At 65.6% G+C, this 12,932-nt stretch carries 10 protein-coding genes; 7 read left to right on the top strand and 3 right to left on the bottom strand.

What is annotated here, in order from left to right; genetic code table 11:
• The first annotated feature begins 538 nt into the window (after positions 1 to 538).
• From ACZLIB_RS15075 to ACZLIB_RS15050, 6 genes are all read left to right on the top strand, one after another.
• A complete protein-coding gene (locus ACZLIB_RS15075; RefSeq protein ID WP_019337359.1) occupies positions 539 to 1,126 on the top strand; it encodes a glutathione peroxidase in 588 nt (195 codons plus the stop codon).
• A 96-nt stretch (positions 1,127 to 1,222) separates the two neighbouring features.
• Complete coding sequence (locus ACZLIB_RS15070; RefSeq protein WP_019337358.1) at positions 1,223 to 2,200, top strand: FKBP-type peptidyl-prolyl cis-trans isomerase N-terminal domain-containing protein; 978 nt, start codon at positions 1,223 to 1,225, stop codon at positions 2,198 to 2,200.
• Positions 2,201 to 2,223: 23 nt separating this feature from the next.
• The gene (locus tag ACZLIB_RS15065) at positions 2,224 to 3,573 is read left to right on the top strand and encodes a UDP-glucose dehydrogenase family protein (RefSeq protein ID WP_032127659.1); all 1,350 of its coding nucleotides are present in this window, start codon (positions 2,224 to 2,226) and stop codon (positions 3,571 to 3,573) included.
• A complete protein-coding gene (locus ACZLIB_RS15060) occupies positions 3,566 to 3,805 on the top strand; it encodes a SlyX family protein (RefSeq protein WP_019660397.1) in 240 nt (79 codons plus the stop codon). The genes ACZLIB_RS15065 and ACZLIB_RS15060 overlap by 8 nt, the downstream gene beginning before the upstream one ends.
• A 10-nt stretch (positions 3,806 to 3,815) precedes the next feature.
• Positions 3,816 to 4,505: a DUF2058 domain-containing protein gene (locus tag ACZLIB_RS15055; RefSeq protein WP_032127660.1), complete on the top strand. Its 690-nt coding sequence runs from the start codon at positions 3,816 to 3,818 to the stop codon at positions 4,503 to 4,505.
• A gap of 48 nt (positions 4,506 to 4,553) precedes the next feature.
• The gene (locus tag ACZLIB_RS15050) at positions 4,554 to 6,626 is read left to right on the top strand and encodes an acyltransferase family protein (protein WP_478468038.1); all 2,073 of its coding nucleotides are present in this window, start codon (positions 4,554 to 4,556) and stop codon (positions 6,624 to 6,626) included.
• A gap of 211 nt (positions 6,627 to 6,837) precedes the next feature.
• On the opposite strand, the gene metH is transcribed toward ACZLIB_RS15050, so the two are convergent.
• Genes metH through ACZLIB_RS15035 form a run of 3 tightly spaced genes read right to left on the bottom strand, consistent with a single transcriptional unit; the run spans position 6,838 to position 11,614 of the window.
• Positions 6,838 to 9,522, bottom strand: coding sequence for a methionine synthase (metH, locus tag ACZLIB_RS15045; protein ID WP_478468037.1), 2,685 nt, complete (start codon positions 9,520 to 9,522; stop codon positions 6,838 to 6,840).
• Positions 9,523 to 9,579: 57 nt separating this feature from the next.
• The gene (locus tag ACZLIB_RS15040) at positions 9,580 to 10,671 is read right to left on the bottom strand and encodes a homocysteine S-methyltransferase family protein (RefSeq protein ID WP_032127663.1); all 1,092 of its coding nucleotides are present in this window, start codon (positions 10,669 to 10,671) and stop codon (positions 9,580 to 9,582) included.
• A 13-nt stretch (positions 10,672 to 10,684) separates the two neighbouring features.
• Positions 10,685 to 11,614 (bottom strand): ArsR/SmtB family transcription factor, encoded by a 930-nt coding sequence (locus ACZLIB_RS15035; RefSeq protein ID WP_032127664.1) that lies wholly within the window; start codon positions 11,612 to 11,614, stop codon positions 10,685 to 10,687.
• A 153-nt stretch (positions 11,615 to 11,767) separates the two neighbouring features.
• Here ACZLIB_RS15035 and ACZLIB_RS15030 point away from each other — a divergent pair, with 153 nt between their 5' ends.
• The gene (locus ACZLIB_RS15030; RefSeq protein ID WP_180845359.1) at positions 11,768 to 12,916 is read left to right on the top strand and encodes an acyl-CoA dehydrogenase family protein; all 1,149 of its coding nucleotides are present in this window, start codon (positions 11,768 to 11,770) and stop codon (positions 12,914 to 12,916) included.
• Positions 12,917 to 12,932 lie beyond the last annotated feature (16 nt).

Below are 12,932 nucleotides of genomic sequence, written 5' to 3'. Positions count from 1 at the left end.
GGAGGGGGGGAGGAGGGGGCGTTCCCTGCGGGGGAGAGAGTCGCGTCCTGCGCACTTTCAGCAGCGGCGGAAACAGGGGCGGTGGGCGTGGCCCACCAGGCCAGCACGAGCAGGGTCGAAACAGCGACGGCCGCGGGTGCGGTGAGGTTGCGACGGATCCGGACGTTCATGGCTTCCCCCTGTCTCAGGTGACTGGTGTTGTATGCAACTATAACACCGGCACGCCTACGTGCAACCCCTTGCCGTCCCCAACTGATGGCAGGGGTGGTCAGATTGCTGAAAAATCCCTCTAGTCGATTGATTTAAAAGGGAAATGAATCTTCTGCAGAGGGCTTTTCGGGGCGGCCTTCCATTCAGTGATGTCCATGCTATGTCATCACTGCGCCTTCGATGGCGCCCGGGCAGCACATTCGCCACGCCGCGCAAAGCCCGGGATGGACCTGTGCCATCAGGGGCTCCAGAGCCCGGTGCTATAGTTCGGCCGATTCCCGGCCAGCACTGGCCGGGCCTTGTGAATGGCTACCGCGGACCGCCTCTGATGCCCCTGCCGACCGTTTCCCCGTGCCGCCTGCGCGGCCTGTCCCTGCTGGCCCTGATGGTGGCCGGCGCCGCCGGTTCCGCCAGTGCGCTGGCGGCCGACCTGCTCGATCTGGAATACCGGCCGTTGGCCAGCAAGCAGCAGGTGAATCTGCAGCAGCGCTATCACGGGCAGGTGCTGCTGGTGGTCAACACCGCCAGCAAGTGTGGCTACACGCCGCAGTACGAAGGGCTGGAGGCGCTGCAGAAGCGCTATGCAGGCCGCGGTTTTGCGGTGCTGGGCTTTCCTTCCAATGACTTCAAGGGCCAGGAACCGGGTGACGAGAAGCAGATCCAGGACTTCTGCACCCTGACCTACGGCGTCAAGTTCCCGATGTTCGAGAAGGTGCATGTGGTCGGCACGCAGGCCACGCCGCTGTACCAGCGGTTGACCGCAGCGACCGGCGTTGCGCCGGCCTGGAACTTCCACAAGTACCTCGTGGGCCGCGATGGCAAGGTCATTGCCCAGTTCGCCAGCAAGGTGACGCCGGACGATCCGCAGCTGACCGCGGCCATCGACAAGGCGCTGGCGGCAGCCGCCACGCATTGATATCCAGCACGCATGCCTCGACATCGACGGCATGCGTGCGACAATGCTTCTTTTCGCGCCGACGTCGGCGCCCAGACACTTCCAGGAATGCAGCGAATGAAGATGGGAATGCGCGGCGCCGCGGCGTCGGTTCTGATTCTGGCGATGGGCACTTCGGGTGTCGCTCTGTCGCAACAACCGGCTGCCCCCGCAGCCGCCAAGGAGACCGCAACCTTGAATTCCCCCAAGCAGAAGCTCGGCTACGCCATCGGCCTTGATGTCGCCAAGTCGTTCACCCCGATCGCCGATGAGATCGATGTGGCCGCCCTGCGCACCGCCGTTGAGCGTTCGTTCGAGGGCCTGCAGCCGCAGATCACCCAGGAACAGGCCAAGGCCACCGATGCCGCCCTGCGCCAGGTCGTGATGGCCCGCAGCGGCCAGCAGGTGCCGGGCGTGGCACCGGGCTCGCAGCCGCCGAAGGTCGACCGCGTCAAGGTGTCGCAGATGATCGGCTCCTACTCGGTGGGTCCGTCGCTGGCGCAGCTGAAGGACGATATCGATGTCGCCTCGTTGTTTGACGCAATCAGCACCGGCCTGACCAAGGGCCAGCCGAAGATGACGGAAGCTGACGCGACCGCCACCATCCAGGCCTTCATGGGTGCCAAGCAGGCTGAAATGCAGGCCAAGGCCGCCCAGGCTGCGCAGACCAACCGCACGGAAGGCAACGCATTCCTGGCCAAGAACAAGACCCAGCCGGGCGTGGTGACCACCTCGTCGGGCCTGCAGTACCAGGTGATCCGCCCGGGTAGCGGCGAGCGCCCGCTGCCGAGCAGCAAGGTGCGCGTGAACTACGAAGGCAAGCTGCTCAACGGCACCGTGTTCGACAGTTCCTACGGCCGCCAGCCGGCCGAGTTCGGTCTGGACCAGGTGATCAAGGGCTGGACCGAAGGCGTCGCGCTGATGCCGGTCGGTTCGAAGTACCGCTTCTGGATCCCGGGCGAACTCGCCTACGGTGAGAACGGCACCCCGGGCGGCCCGATCGGCCCGAACGCGACTCTGACGTTCGACGTCGAGCTGCTGGGCGTTCTGCCGTAAGTCATTCAGGAGCGAATACGGATATGCGCGTTGCGATTTTTGGTACCGGCTACGTTGGACTGGTGACCGGCACCTGCCTGGCCGATGTTGGTCATCAGGTGGTCTGTGTCGATATCGACCAGGCCAAGGTGGATGGCCTCAACCAGGGCATCATCCCGATCTATGAACCCGGCCTGGAGCCGATGGTGAAGGCCAACCATGCCGCAGCGCGGCTGGCGTTCACCACGGATGCCGCGGCCGCCATCGATCACGGCCAGGTGGTGTTCATCGCCGTTGGTACGCCACCGGACGAGGATGGCAGTGCCGATCTTCAATACGTGCTTGCCGTAGCCCGGACCATTGGTCGGCACATGAGTGTGCCGACCGTGGTGGTGAACAAGTCGACGGTGCCGGTCGGCACCGCCGACAAGGTGCGTGCCGCCATTGCCGAAGAGCTGGCCGCGCGTGGCGCGGACATCGCCTTCGACGTGGTGTCCAACCCGGAATTCCTGAAGGAAGGCGATGCGGTTGCGGACTGCATGCGCCCGGACCGCATCATCATCGGTGCGGCGAACGAAGAGTCGGTGGCGGTGATGCGTCGCCTGTACGCGCCGTTCAACCGCAACCACGACCGCGTGGTGGAAATGGACGTGCGTTCGGCCGAACTGACCAAGTACGCCGCCAATGCGATGCTGGCGACCAAGATTTCGTTCATGAATGAAATCGCCAACATCGCTGAACGCGTCGGTGCCGATGTCGAGCAGGTCCGCCAGGGCATTGGTTCGGATCCACGCATCGGCTGGCACTTCATCTATCCGGGTGCCGGTTACGGCGGCTCGTGCTTCCCCAAGGACGTGCAGGCATTGGCCCGTACCGCCCAGCAGTATGGCCTTGAGCCGAAGCTGCTCAATGCGGTTGAAGCGGTCAACGATGCGCAGAAGGGCCATCTGTTTGCCCTCATCCAGCGTCATTACGACAAGGGCGAGGACGAGGGCGTGCGTGGAAAGACCTTCGCCGTATGGGGTCTGGCCTTCAAGCCGAACACCGACGATATGCGTGAGGCCTCCAGCCGTCGACTGCTGGCGCAGCTGTGGGAAGGCGGTGCGACGGTGCGTGCCTACGATCCGGAGGCGATGCACGAGTCGCAGCGCATCTTCGGCGAACGCGATGACCTGGTGTTCTGCAACAGTGCCGATGAAGCGCTGCAGGGTGCCGACGCGCTGGTGGTGGTGACCGAGTGGAAGCAGTTCCGCAGCCCCGACTTCCAGAAGCTGCGCGAGCAGCTGAAGGATGCGGCGGTGTTCGACGGCCGCAACCTGTATGAGCCGGGCGAAGTGGAAGCCGCAGGTCTTGCGTACTACGGCATTGGCCGGGGGCGCTCGTTGCATGTCTGATCTGCCCACTGAACGCGAGCAGGCGCTGGAAGCGCGCCTGGTCGAGCTGGAAATGCGCGTGTCCTTCCAGGAACAAGCGCTGGCCGAGCTGAGCGACGCGCTGGCTGATGCCCGCATGCAGGGCATGCGCAACGCCGATGTGCTGCGCGTGCTGCTGGAAGACCTGGGCAAGGTCCGCAACGCACTGAATTCTTCCGATCCGGCGAGCGAACCGCCGCCGCCGCACTACTGATCCGAATCCTATGAGCGATACCCTCCGCGACCAGCTGATGGGCCTGGGCTTCAAGCCCGCGCCCAAGCCCGAGCGCAAGAATGATGGCCCCCGCCGTGATGGCCGCCCGCAGGGCAAGGGTGGCAACGGCAACGGCAATGGAAAGCCGCAGGGCGCAGGCAAGGGCGAGCACAAGCCCGGTGAGCGTCGTGGGCAGGGCCATGGCGCGGGCAAGCCCGGCGGGCATGCGCGCGGTGGCCAGGGCCAGCAGGGCCCGCGCAAGCCGCGCAGCACCGAAGAGATGGACCTGGCCAAGGCCTATGCCATCCGGGCGCAGCGGGAGAAGGAAGAGCGCATCGAGACCGAGCGCCTGAAGCAGGAAGAAGCACGCGTGCGCCGCGAGGCGAAGGCCAAGCTGGAAGAACTGCTGAAGGACAAGAGCCTCAACGCCGAGGCAGCGGACATCGCCCGCCACTTCCCGTATGGCGGCAAGATCAAGCGCATCTATGTGACCGCCGAACAGCTGACCGCGCTCAATGCCGGTGAGCTGGGTGTGGTCCAGCTCAATGGCCGCTACCTGCTGGTAACGGCCGACGTGCTGGCACAGTCCGAGGCGGTGTTCGCTGCCTCGGTGGCGCTGAAGGTCGATCCGAATGCGCCGGCCGAGGAAGATCCGTATGCGGATCCGCAGTACCAGGTGCCGGACGACCTGGTCTGGTAAAGGCGCAACCACCGCGGACGGCATTGCCTCCGCGGTTGGGGGGAAGGGATGACCGCTGATCCAAGCCGCGGCTACGTGCCGCACATTGACGGCCTGCGCGCGATTGCCGTGCTGGCCGTCATCGTGTTCCACCTGGACCCGGCCTGGTTGCCGGGCGGGTTCACCGGCGTAGACGTGTTCTTCGTCATTTCCGGGTTCGTGGTCAGCGCGTCGGTGCACCGGCTGCCGCCGTTGTCGCTGTGGCAGTCGATGCTGCGCTTCTATTCGCGTCGCATCCGCCGCATCGCACCTGCGCTGATCAGCTGCCTGCTGTTGACCGCCGTCGGCAGCGTGCTGTTCATTCCCGAGTCCTGGCTCAGCGAGGCCAGTGACAAGACCGGGCTGATGGCATTCTTCGGCTTCAGCAACTGGGTGCTGGCGCTGATCGGCAACGATTATTTCGCGCCCAAGGCCGAATTCAATCCCTATACCCATACCTGGTCGCTGGGCGTGGAGGAACAGTTCTACCTGCTGTTCCCGCTGCTGTTCCTGGCCTGGGCGCGCGGCGCGCGCGGGCGTTGGATCAGCCTTGGCCTGTTTGCCGTGGTCAGCGCGGCGTCGCTGCTGCATGCGGCGGTGCTGGGCCTGCGCGAGGCGCCGCCATCGTGGGCGTTCTACGCCACCACTACGCGGCTGTGGCAGCTGGGTGTTGGCGTACTGCTGTTCCAGCTGCTGCATGTTCGCCAGCCAGTGGATGCGGTGACGACGACTGCACTGAAGCGCGCTGCGCCCGTGTTCTCGCTGCTCGCGATGGTGGCGCTGGCCTTGCTGTGCTGGGCATTGTGGACCGCACGGGCCGGACGTTCGCCGTGGCCTGATGGCCTGCTGCCGACCTTTGCTGCGGCAGGCCTGCTGTGGGCGCTGCATCATCATCCCCGGTCCTGGGTGGCACGCCTGTTGGCCAGCAGGCCGACGCGCTCCATCGGCCTGCTGTCGTACTCGCTGTATCTGTGGCACTGGCCGGTATTCGTGCTGATGCGCTGGACCGTGGGCCTGCAGACACCCCTGCAGATGAGCGCTGCGATGGCGCTGGTGCTGCTGCTGTCGTGGTTGTCGTGGCGCTGGGTGGAGCAACCGTTCCGGGGCCCCTTGGCGCAGCGTCTGCGCCCGGGTCGCTGGGTGCTGGCAGGTTCGGCTGTGCTGCTGGTCGCGGCCGGCACCCAGACGCTGCTGTACCTGCAGGCACCGCGGATATCACTGAGCACGGTCAGTCGGCATCCCGGCGACTGGTATCCCAACGGCAAGAGCGTGGCAGGCGACTATCTCGACTGCAGCCTGGTGACCACCAAGCGACGCTTCGAAGGTGGCAGCATGCGGACCTATGCGCGTGGTGACTGCGATCGGCCGGTGCCTGCCGGTGCGCCGAAGCAGGTGTTCGTTGCTGGCGATTCGCATGCAATGGCCTACATCGAGCTGCTGCAGCGGCTGGCGCTTGAGAGTGGCTCGGAGGTGATTCTCTACGGTCGTGGTGGATGCCCGCAGGTGAGCCTGCAGAAGTGGCGCGGCGCGGGTGCCGGTTGCAGTGATTTCGACGCAGCGATGCTCGCCGATGTCGCGCAGCGTGCGCAGCCAGGTGATGCCGTGGTGCTGGTGTCGCTGCGGATACCGCGCTTGTCCGATCAGTTCGTATTGTTCGATGCGCAGGCGCAGCTGGCGGGCGAGGTGACCCCGGAAGCCACTGCAGGGCGCGAGGCCGAAGTGGCCGAGGCGATCACCCAGTGGAAACCGTTGGCCGAGCGCGGTGTGCGAATTGTGCTGGAGGCGCCCAAACCGGTGCTGCCGGCGCCGCCGTATCGCTGCTCTGACCGCTTCAATTCACGCAACGAGGTCTGCCGCAACGGCCTGGACAGCACGCGTGAGGCGATGGAAACGCTGCGTGCGCCGATGCTGGGCAGCCTGCAGCAGGTGGTCGATGGCCTGCCAGGAGGTGTGCTGTGGGATCCGATGCCGGTGCTGTGTGATGACGTGCTGTGCCCGGCGCAGCGCGATGGCCGGCCGTTGTTCTTCGATGGCGATCACCTCAGCGCGCATGGCAACCGTGTGCTGCTGCCGTCGCTGCAGCAGGTACTGCTGCAGCAGTAGGACCGCGCCGGCGTCAGGCCTTGAAGCGGCTCCGGCGTGCGCGGATCAGTGGCAGGCTCGGTGCGAAGAAGCACAGCAGTGCGCCGACCAGGGCAAACGACACCGGACGAGAAACCGTCAAAGCCCTGCGCAATGATGAAGCGAAAAGGGGACGGAGGGGATTAAGTCGTTTGGGGCACAAACGACTTAATCCCCTCCGTCCCCTTTTGTGTCATTCGGGATCGTAGTCGAGGTTGGAGGCCAGCCAGCGCTCGGCCTGGGCGCGGTCCACGCCCTTGCGGCGGGCGTAGTCGCTGATCTGCTCGCGGCTGAGGCGGCCGACCACGAAGTACTGGCTCTGCGGATGGCTGAAGTAGTAGCCCGAAACGGCCGCCGTAGGCAGCATCGCGAAGCTCTCGGTCAGTTCCATGCCGGCGTTGGCTTCGGCCTGCAGCAGGTCGAACAGGCGTCGCTTTTCGCTGTGCTCCGGGCAGGCGGGGTAACCCGGTGCCGGGCGGATGCCACGGTACTCCTCGTCGATCAGCGCCTCGTTGTCCAGCGTCTCGGCGTGCTCATGGCCCCAGAATTCGGTACGCACGCGCTGGTGCAGGCGCTCGGCCAGCGCTTCGGCGAAGCGATCGGCGAGGGCCTTCAGCAGGATCGCGTTGTAGTCATCGTGGTCGGCTTCGAACCGCGCTACGTGCGCGTCGATGCCGATGCCGGCAGTGACGGCGAAGGCGCCGATCCAATCCTGCTTGCCGCTGTCGGCCGGGGCGATGAAATCGGCCAGGCAGAAATCCGGGCGCTCGGCCGGCTTGTCCACCTGCTGGCGCAGGAAGTGCAGGGTGGTCTCGCCCTGCGGGTGCTGCACGCGCACGTCGTCGCCGATGCTGTTGGCCGGCCACAGGCCGAACACGGCCTTGGCGGTCAGCCATTTCTCATTGACGATGCGCTCAAGCATCGCGCGGGCGTCCCTGTACAGATCGCTGGCCTGGGTGCCGACGATCTCGTCGGTGAGGATGGCCGGGAACTTGCCGGCCAGCTCCCAGGCCTGGAAGAACGGCGTCCAGTCGATGTAGTCGACCAGTTCGGCCAGCGGGTAGTCGTCAAATACGTGCAGGCCGGGCTGGTTCGGTGCCGGCGGCGTGTAGGTGTCCCAGCCGCCCTGGAATTTCTGCCCACGCGCGTGTTCCAGCGAAACCAGGCGCTTGGCATCGCCACGGTTGCGATGGCGCGCGCGGATCTCGGCATAGTCGGCCTCGTTGGCGGCTACGAAGGCCTCGCGCAGGTCACGCGAGATCAGCGACTGGGCCACGCCGACCGCGCGCGAGGCGTCCTTCACCCACACCGTGGGCGCCTTGTAATGTGGGTCGATCTTCAGCGCGGTGTGCGCGCGCGAGGTGGTCGCTCCACCGATCAGCAGCGGCAGGTCGAAGCCCTGGCGCTGCATCTCCCGGGCCACGTGGCTCATCTCTTCCAGTGATGGAGTGATCAGGCCGGACAGGCCGATCAGGTCGGCGTTGTGCTCGCGCGCGGCATCGAGGATCTTCTGCGCCGGCACCATCACGCCAAGGTCGACCACCTCGAAGTTGTTGCAGGCCAGGACTACGCCGACGATGTTCTTGCCGATGTCATGCACATCACCCTTCACCGTGGCCATGATGATCTTGCCGTTGCTCTTGGCGGTGTCGCCACTGCGCGCCTTCTCGGCCTCGATGTAGGGCAGCAGGTAGGCCACGGCCTTCTTCATCACGCGCGCGGATTTCACCACCTGCGGCAGGAACATCTTGCCGGCGCCGAACAGGTCGCCGACCACGTTCATGCCATCCATCAACGGACCTTCGATCACGTCCAGCGGACGGCTGGACGCCTGCCGGGCCAGTTCGGTGTCTTCTTCCACGAAGGCATCCAGGCCGTGCACCAGCGCGTGCGCCAGGCGCTGCGCCACAGGCTTCTCGCGCCAGGCGAGGTCTTCGGTCTTCGCCGCGCCCTTCTTGCCCTTGTAGCGCTCGGCGATTTCCAGCAGGCGCTCGGTGGCATCGCTGCGGCGGTTTAGGATCACATCCTCCACGCGCTCGCGCAGTTCCGGTTCCAGTTCGTCGTAGATCGGCATGGCGCCGGCGTTGACGATGCCCATGTCCATGCCAGCGGCAATGGCGTGGTACAGGAACACCGAGTGGATGGCCTGGCGCACCGTTTCGTTGCCGCGGAACGAGAACGAGACGTTGGAAACACCGCCGGACACATGGCAGTGCGGCAGCGTCTGCTTGATGATGCGGGTGGCTTCGATGAAGTCCACCGCATAGTTGTCGTGCTCTTCGATGCCGGTGGCGACGGCGAAGATGTTCGGGTCGAAGATGATGTCCTGCGGTGGGAAGCCGATCTCGTCGACCAGGATGCGGTAGGCGCGGGTGCAGATCTCGACCTTGCGTGCGCAGGTGTCAGCCTGGCCGCTTTCGTCGAATGCCATCACCACCGCGGCCGCGCCATAGCGCAGGACCTTGCGTGCGTGCTCGCGGAACAGCGCCTCGCCTTCCTTCAGCGAGATCGAATTGACCACGCTCTTGCCCTGCAGGCACTTCAGGCCGGCCTCGATCACGCTCCACTTGGAGGAGTCGACCATCACCGGAATACGGGCGATGTCCGGCTCGGACATGATCAGGTTGAGATAGCGGGTCATCGCCGCTTCCGAATCGATCAGGCCCTCGTCCATGTTGACGTCGAGGATCTGCGCACCGCTGGCCACCTGCTGGCGGGCCACGTCCACCGCTTCTTCGTAGCGGCCTTCCTTGATGAGCTTGCGGAACTGCGCGCTGCCGGTGACGTTGGTGCGTTCGCCGACGTTGATGAACAGCAGGTCCGGAGTGATGACCAGAGGCTCCAGGCCGGACAGGCGGGTAGGGCGGACAGGCGTCATGGCAGGCGTCAGCTCAACAGCAATAGGGCGGGAAGTGCGGAACGGTGGCGGCGACATTCATGCGGCCTGCTCCTGGACACCGGGCAGGGCGCGCGGCGGCAGCCCGGCCACGGCCTCGGCGATTGCGCGGATATGGTCAGGGGTGGAGCCACAGCAGCCACCGACCAGGTTCAACAGGCCATCCTCGGCGAAACCGCGCAGGGTGCTGGCCATGTCCTCGGGCGTCTCGTCGTACTCGCCGAAGGCATTGGGCAGGCCTGCGTTGGGGTGCGCGCTGACGTAGCAGTCGGCGACCTGCGAAAGGGTTTCCACGTGCGGGCGCATCGCGTCGGCACCCAGTGCGCAGTTCAGGCCGATCGACAATGGGCGCGCATGCGCGAGCGACGCGTGGAAGGCCTCGGCGGTCTGCCCGGACAGCGTGCGTCCCGAGGCATCAGTGATGGTGCCGGAGATCATCACGGGCAACCTTGCGCCGCGTGCATCGAAGGCCTCCTCCAGTGCATACAGCGCGGCCTTGGCATTGAGCGTGTCGAAGATGGTCTCGACCATGATGGTGTCGGCGCCGCCGTCGATCAGGCCGTCAATGGCTTCGCGGTACGTGTCGCGAAGCTCGTCGAAGCTGGTGTTGCGAAAGCCCGGATCGTTGACATCGGGACTGATCGAGGCGGTGCGGCTGGTCGGGCCGATCACCCCGATCACGAAGCGTGGCTTGCCTGGTGTGGTTGCGGCTACCGTATCGCAGCAGGCGCGTGCCACCGCTGCGCCAGCCTTGTTCAACTCGTACACCAGGTGTTCGAGGTGGTAGTCGGCCTGGCTGACCGACGTGGCGTTGAACGTGTTGGTCTCGACCAGATCCGCGCCCGCTTCCAGGTAGGCGGTATGGATGTCGGCGACGATCTGCGGCCGGGTCAGCAGCAGCAGATCGTTGTTGCCCTTCAGGTCATGCCCTTCCTGCACGGCGTGGTCGCAAGCGGGGCCATGCACATGATCGTAGCCACCGGCGAAGCGCTCGCCGCGGTAGTCGTCTTCCTGCAGGCCATGGCGCTGGATCATGGTGCCCATCGCGCCGTCGATGATCAGGATCCGCTCGCGCAGGGCGTCGAGCAGGGCGTTGGCACGATCAGGATGCAACCAGGGCAGGGCAGGCATGGCGATCTCGGGCTCAGGGCTTGTTGGCGATCAGTGAAATCACTTCGAAGTGCGGCGGACGCTTTTCGCGGGTGACCGTCTCCAGGCTGGATACCTGCAGGCCGGCCTTGTCGACGAACCTGCGCAGCTCCTTGTCGCTGAAGCCGAGGTTGACGTGGCCGTAGGCCTCCACCGCCGCCTTATGCTCGTGGCGGGCCAGGCTGCACAGCAGCAGGCGGCCGCCGGAGCGCAGCACGCGCGCGGCTTCGGTCACCGCCTGCGCCGGTTTGCTGGCGTAGGTCAGCGCATGCATCAGCACCACCAGGTCGAAGCTGCCGTCCTTGAACGGCAGCGCATGCATGTCGCCCTCGCGCACTTCCACATTGGGCAGGCGGCGCAGGCGCTCGCTGGCGGCGGCAACCACGCGCGCGCTGGTATCGATGCAGATGTAGCGCTTGGCATGCGGGGCGACGAGTTCGGCCAGCACGCCGTCACCGGAGGCGATGTCCAGCACGTCGCCGGTCTCCAGCAGCGGCAACGCGGTACGCGCGAGGGCTTCCCAGGTGCGGCCGGGAGAATAGTGGCGCTCCATGTCGCCGGCCACGCTGTCGGCCCAGTTCTGGTCGGAGGCACGGTGGGCCAGCACGGCGGCGACACGTTCAGCGTCCTGCCGCAGCAACGGGTCGTCGCTTCCATTGCTCAAGGCATGCCACAATGCACGCTGCGCCGGGTCCAGCTGGGCCTCGTCGAAGCGGTAATAGGCCGACACGCCCGCACGGCGGTCGCGGACCAGGCCGGCTTCCTTCAGGCGCGCCAGGTGGGTGGACACCCGCGGCTGTGCCAGCCGGGTGATCGCCGACAGTTCGGCCACGGTCAGTTCCTCCTGCTCCAGCAGCGCCAGCAAGCGCACGCGGGTGGCATCGGCAAACACCTTGAGGCGGGTCGACCAGTCTTCCAGATCCATAAATATCTACCTATCGCGATATAGAGATATATTCGCTGAGAAGGCCTGCCGCGGTCAAGTCGCTGGCGTACGGAAACTGGCGGGCCCCGGTACAATCGAGGCACCTGGGCGCGCGGTGCGCGGCCCATAACTTCATGTACCCGGGAGGGTGTTGTGGATTTCAGCTTTACTGAAGAGCAGTTGATGCTGCAGGACGTGGCGCGGCGCATCGCGCAGGAAAAGATCGCCCCCAGCGCGGAGCACCATGACCGCACCGGCGAGTTCCCGCTGGACAACATCCGCCTGCTGGGCGAAAACGGCCTGATGGGCATCGAAGTGCCGACCGAATACGGTGGCGCGGGCATGGACCCGGTGGCGTACGTGTTGGCGATGGTGGAGGTCGCCGCCGCCGACGCAGCCCATTCGACCATCATGTCGGTCAACAACTCGCTGTTCTGCAACGGCATCCTCACCCACGGCACCGAGGAACAGAAGCAGAAGTATGTGCGTGCCATCGCCGAAGGCGAGGCCATCGGCGCGTTCGCGCTGACCGAGCCGCAGTCCGGTTCGGACGCCACGGCCATGCGTTGCCGCGCAGTGAAGCAGGCCGATGGCACCTTCGTCATCAACGGCAAGAAGAGCTGGATCACCTCCGGCCCGGTGGCCAAGTACATCGTGCTGTTCGCAATGAGCGAGCCTGACAAGGGCGCGCGCGGCATCACCGCCTTCATCATCGATACCGACAAGGCGGGCTTCGGTCGCGGCAAGACCGAGCCGAAGCTCGGCATCCGCGCTTCGGCCACCTGCGAGATCGAATTCAACGACTACGTGGCGCAGGCTGAAGACGTGCTGGGCCAGGAAGGCGAGGGCTTCAAGATCGCGATGAGCGTGCTCGATGCTGGCCGCATCGGTATCGCCTCGCAGGCCATCGGCATCGCCCGTGCCGCCTATGAAGCGACCCTGGAGTACGTGAAGGAGCGCAAGGCGTTCGGCGCGGCCATCGGTACCTTCCAGATGACCCAGGCCAAGATCGCCGACATGAAGTGCAAGCTGGACGCAGCGCTGCTGCTGACCCTGCGCGCGGCGTGGGTGAAGGGCCAGGGCAAGCGCTTCAGCACCGAAGCGGCGGTGGCCAAGCTGACCGCCTCGGAAGCGGCGATGTGGATCACCCATCAGGCCGTGCAGATTCATGGCGGCATGGGATATTCGAAGGAAATGCCGCTGGAGCGCTACTTCCGTGATGCCAAGATCACCGAGATCTACGAGGGCACCTCGGAAATCCAGCGCCTGGTGATCGCCCGCAACGAGACCGGGCTGCGCTGAGTTCGACCGGTCGCGC

Source organism: Stenotrophomonas sp. 220_Sma (assembly GCF_056487375.1).
The sequence above is the reverse complement of the archived record's forward strand: the minus strand, read 5'-3'. Positions and strand labels throughout refer to the sequence as shown.

Bases quoted from the DNA above. Each gene is read 5' to 3' on its own strand.
- ACZLIB_RS15075 (WP_019337359.1), top strand. From the start codon at position 539: ATGCCCCTGCCGACCGTTTCCCCGTGCCGCCTGCGCGGCCTGTCCCTG.
- ACZLIB_RS15070 (WP_019337358.1), top strand. From the start codon at position 1,223: ATGAAGATGGGAATGCGCGGCGCCGCGGCGTCGGTTCTGATTCTGGCG.
- ACZLIB_RS15065 (WP_032127659.1), top strand. From the start codon at position 2,224: ATGCGCGTTGCGATTTTTGGTACCGGCTACGTTGGACTGGTGACCGGC.
- ACZLIB_RS15060 (WP_019660397.1), top strand. From the start codon at position 3,566: ATGTCTGATCTGCCCACTGAACGCGAGCAGGCGCTGGAAGCGCGCCTG.
- ACZLIB_RS15055 (WP_032127660.1), top strand. From the start codon at position 3,816: ATGAGCGATACCCTCCGCGACCAGCTGATGGGCCTGGGCTTCAAGCCC.
- ACZLIB_RS15050 (WP_478468038.1), top strand. From the start codon at position 4,554: ATGACCGCTGATCCAAGCCGCGGCTACGTGCCGCACATTGACGGCCTG.
- metH (WP_478468037.1), bottom strand. From the start codon at position 9,522: ATGACGCCTGTCCGCCCTACCCGCCTGTCCGGCCTGGAGCCTCTGGTC.
- ACZLIB_RS15040 (WP_032127663.1), bottom strand. From the start codon at position 10,671: ATGCCTGCCCTGCCCTGGTTGCATCCTGATCGTGCCAACGCCCTGCTC.
- ACZLIB_RS15035 (WP_032127664.1), bottom strand. From the start codon at position 11,614: ATGGATCTGGAAGACTGGTCGACCCGCCTCAAGGTGTTTGCCGATGCC.